We start from the raw sequence: 278 nt of genomic DNA, 5'->3' as shown, positions 1-278 counted from the left end.
AAGGCAGATCACCATTTTTCAAACCGTTGCACATGATTTTACGCTTATTTATGCTGTTGACGTTAATTTCAGGATTTTGGATATTAATTCAGTCATTTATGAATGGCGGGGCAAATCATATGTTGCTTACATTGAAAATGCTGTGTGGTGTTGCAGTAGTTGGATTGATGGAAGTGTCGATTGCTAAAAGAAAGAGACATGAACAAAGTCACACAATGTTTTGGATAACAATTGCATTAATTATCATCACAATGGTATTAGGTGTCATTCTACCGTTA

At 35.3% G+C, this 278-nt stretch carries 1 protein-coding gene; it reads left to right on the top strand.

Features of this window, described 5'->3' with window-relative positions:
* Positions 1-26: 26 nt before the first annotated feature.
* Positions 27-278: DUF1516 family protein (locus GUI70_RS25595; protein WP_368733646.1), on the top strand; the 252-nt coding region annotated here is incomplete at its 3' end.

The sequence above is a fragment of the Deinococcus alpinitundrae genome (assembly GCF_009982895.1).
Taxonomy (GTDB): domain Bacteria; phylum Deinococcota; class Deinococci; order Deinococcales; family Deinococcaceae; genus Deinococcus; species Deinococcus alpinitundrae.
This window is presented reverse-complemented; position numbering and strand designations above follow the sequence as displayed.